Here is a 3,623-nt window from a genome sequence, read left to right as displayed (position 1 = left end):
AATCACATTCTGATCAAGGATGCCGCTGATTTCTTTAGGCGAAAGCAGCGCGCATAAATTGCCTTCGCCTAAAGAAATCAGCGGCATCCTTGATCAGTATGTGATTGGTCAGGAGCGTGCGAAAAAGGTTTTGGCCGTAGCGGTGTACAACCACTACAAGCGCCTGAACCAGCGTGACAAAAAGGCTGACGACGTCGAACTCGGCAAGAGCAACATCCTGCTGATCGGCCCGACAGGCTCCGGTAAAACCCTGCTGGCCGAAACACTGGCCCGCCTGCTGAACGTTCCGTTCACCATCGCTGACGCAACCACCCTCACCGAGGCGGGTTACGTAGGTGAAGATGTCGAGAACATCATTCAGAAACTGCTGCAGAAGTGCGATTACGACGTAGAAAAAGCCCAGATGGGTATTGTCTACATCGATGAAATCGACAAGATTTCCCGCAAGTCCGACAACCCGTCGATCACCCGCGATGTTTCCGGTGAAGGCGTGCAGCAGGCCTTGCTCAAGTTGATCGAAGGCACGGTCGCTTCCGTTCCGCCGCAAGGTGGCCGCAAGCATCCGCAGCAGGAATTCCTGCAGGTCGACACCCGTAACATCCTGTTCATCTGCGGTGGTGCTTTCTCGGGTCTCGAGAAGGTTATCCAGAACCGTTCCACCAAAGGTGGCATCGGTTTCAACGCGGAAGTGCGCAGCAAGGAAGAAGGCAAGAAAGTTGGCGAATCCCTGCGTGAAGTCGAGCCTGACGATCTGGTCAAGTTCGGTCTGATCCCTGAGTTTGTCGGTCGTCTGCCAGTCCTCGCGACGCTGGACGAGCTGGATGAGGCTGCGTTGATGCAGATCCTCACCGAACCGAAAAATGCTCTGACCAAACAGTATGCCAAGCTGTTCGAGATGGAAGGCGTGGATCTGGAGTTCCGTTCCGACGCGCTGAAATCTGTCGCCAAACGTGCCCTGGAACGTAAAACCGGTGCCCGTGGGTTGCGCTCGATTCTCGAAGGTGTGCTACTCGACACGATGTACGAAATCCCCTCGCAGTCCGAGGTGAGTAAAGTCGTGATCGACGAGAGTGTGATCGAAGGCAAGTCCAAGCCACTGTATATCTACGAAAACAGTGAGCCGACGGCCAAGGCAGCGCCGGACGCGTAAGTGTCCACCGCGTCGCAACAAAGAAGGGGCCTTCGGGCCTCTTTTTTTTATGTCGTTTTTTACATCCGCTTTGCGCTTGTTTTTTTTCAAGGCAGCCCCCATCTTGGTTTCAAGCTTAATTCCATCTGATTACGGCCATATGGCCGCCGTAGAGGCGAAATCATGAAGACAACCATCGAATTGCCTCTCCTGCCATTGCGTGATGTCGTGGTTTATCCGCACATGGTTATCCCGCTGTTCGTGGGGCGCGAGAAATCCATCGAAGCCCTCGAGGCAGCGATGACGGGCGACAAGCAGATCCTTCTGCTGGCCCAGAGAAACCCGGCTGACGATGATCCCGGTGAAGACGCTCTCTATCGCGTAGGTACCATCGCCACTGTTCTACAGCTGCTCAAGCTGCCTGACGGCACCGTCAAGGTTCTGGTCGAGGGTGAGCAGCGCGGCACCGTCGAGCGCTTCAGCGAAGTCGACGGCCACTGCCGTGCCGAGGTCTCGCTGATCGAAGAAGTCGACGCCGCCGAGCGCGAATCCGAAGTGTTCGTGCGCACGCTGCTGTCGCAGTTCGAACAATATGTACAGTTGGGCAAGAAAGTCCCGGCTGAAGTCCTGTCTTCGCTCAACAGCATCGATGAGCCGGGCCGCCTGGTCGACACCATGGCTGCGCACATGGCGTTGAAGATCGAGCAGAAGCAGGAAATCCTCGAAATCATCGATTTGTCTGCCCGGGTCGAGCACGTTCTGGCGTTGCTGGATGCCGAGATCGATCTGCTGCAAGTCGAAAAACGTATTCGTGGTCGCGTCAAAAAACAAATGGAGCGCAGTCAGCGCGAGTACTACCTGAACGAGCAGATGAAGGCCATTCAGAAAGAACTCGGCGACAGCGACGAAGGCCACAACGAAATCGAAGACCTGAAAAAGCGTATCGACGCTGCCGGTCTGCCGAAAGACGCGTTGGCCAAGGCCACTGCCGAGCTGAACAAGCTCAAGCAAATGTCGCCGATGTCCGCTGAGGCCACCGTGGTGCGCTCGTACATCGACTGGCTGGTGCAGGTGCCTTGGAAGGCCCAGAGCAAGGTACGTCTGGACCTGGCGCGCGCTGAAGACATTCTCGATGCCGATCACTACGGCCTCGAAGAGGTCAAGGAACGTATCCTTGAATACCTCGCCGTACAAAAACGCGTGAAGAAAATCCGTGGTCCGGTGTTGTGCCTGGTCGGTCCTCCGGGCGTGGGTAAAACCTCGCTGGCAGAGTCGATTGCCCACGCCACCAACCGTAAATTCGTGCGCATGGCCTTGGGTGGCGTACGTGATGAAGCGGAAATTCGTGGTCATCGCCGGACTTACATCGGTTCGATGCCGGGAAGATTGATTCAAAAGATGACAAAGGTTGGCGTACGCAACCCGCTGTTCCTGCTCGATGAAATCGACAAGATGGGTAGCGACATGCGTGGCGATCCGGCGTCGGCGTTGCTGGAAGTGCTCGATCCCGAGCAAAACCACAACTTCAACGATCACTATCTTGAAGTCGATTACGACCTGTCGGATGTGATGTTCCTCTGCACCTCGAACTCGATGAACATCCCGCCGGCGCTGCTCGACCGGATGGAAGTGATCCGTCTGCCGGGCTACACCGAAGACGAGAAGATCAACATCGCAGTCAAATACCTGTCGCCGAAACAGATTGCCGCCAATGGTCTGAAGAAGGGCGAGCTGGAATTCGACGCAGAAGCGATCCGCGACATCATTCGTTACTACACCCGTGAAGCGGGTGTGCGTGGCCTTGAACGTCAGATCGCCAAGGTCTGCCGCAAGGCTGTGAAAGAGCACGCGCTGGAAAAACGCTTCTCGGTGAAAGTGACAGCTGATCTGCTGGAGCATTTCCTCGGTGTGCGCAAATTCCGCTACGGTCTGGCTGAGCAACAAGATCAGATCGGTCAGGTGACCGGGCTTGCCTGGACTCAGGTTGGGGGCGAACTGCTGACCATCGAAGCGGCGGTCGTACCGGGCAAGGGACAGTTGATCAAGACCGGTTCGCTGGGTGATGTGATGGTCGAATCGATCACTGCGGCCCTGACCGTGGTGCGCAGCCGTGCGAAGAGCCTGGGTATTCCTCTGGACTTCCACGAGAAGCGCGACACGCACATTCACATGCCGGAAGGGGCGACGCCGAAAGACGGTCCTAGCGCCGGTGTGGGCATGTGCACGGCGCTGGTGTCGGCATTGACCGGCATCCCGGTGCGCGCCGATGTTGCCATGACCGGTGAAATCACTCTGCGTGGTCAGGTGCTGGCAATTGGTGGTTTGAAGGAAAAACTGCTAGCGGCCCACCGCGGTGGAATCAAGATTGTGATTATTCCGGAAGAGAACGTGCGCGATCTGAAGGAGATTCCTGACAATATCAAGCAGGATCTGCAGATTAAACCGGTTAAATGGATTGACGAGGTCCTGCAAATTGCGCTGCAATACGCGCCGG

General features: G+C 56.2%; 1 protein-coding gene and 1 pseudogene. Both read left to right on the top strand.

The features are described from left to right. Positions 1-40: 40 nt before the first annotated feature. Positions 41-1,150: pseudogene (clpX, locus tag ACIONG_RS30050) on the top strand (ATP-dependent Clp protease ATP-binding subunit ClpX); the annotation flags it as partial. A 162-nt stretch (positions 1,151-1,312) separates the two neighbouring features. Next, positions 1,313-3,623: endopeptidase La (gene lon, locus ACIONG_RS30045; RefSeq protein ID WP_401304613.1), on the top strand; the 2,311-nt coding region annotated here is incomplete at its 3' end.

It is taken from the genome of Pseudomonas sp. NPDC087817, assembly GCF_044742875.1.
Taxonomy (GTDB): Bacteria; Pseudomonadota; Gammaproteobacteria; order Pseudomonadales; family Pseudomonadaceae; genus Aquipseudomonas.
This window is presented reverse-complemented; position numbering and strand designations above follow the sequence as displayed.